Genomic DNA, 242 nt, shown 5'->3' on the forward strand with positions numbered 1-242 from the left:
GTGCTGGCTGACCGCGTCGTTCTTGTAGGCGCCGAGCTTGTAGCGGGCGGCGTCCTTGAGATTCTTCACGGCGATCTTGCTGCCGGCCGGCGCCAGCAACACCCAACTGGTGTCGGCCAGCGGGCCGACCCATTTGAACTGCGGCACCCGCTCGGGGGTGTAGGTCATGGAGAACAGCCCGTAGCCGGGCTTGTCCAGGGTCAACCGGTACAGGCGGTCCCAGGGGAAGCGCAGGCTCAGGG

At 66.9% G+C, this 242-nt stretch carries 1 protein-coding gene; it reads right to left on the bottom strand.

Features of this window, described 5'->3' with window-relative positions:
- Window positions 1-242: hypothetical protein (locus tag ACLJNW_RS27975; protein ID WP_410961865.1), on the bottom strand; the 242-nt coding region annotated here is incomplete at both ends.

Origin of the sequence: Salmonella sp. SAL4457, from assembly GCF_046548235.1 — a bacterium.
In the GTDB taxonomy this organism is placed as follows: domain Bacteria; phylum Pseudomonadota; class Gammaproteobacteria; order Enterobacterales; family Enterobacteriaceae; genus Salmonella; species Salmonella enterica.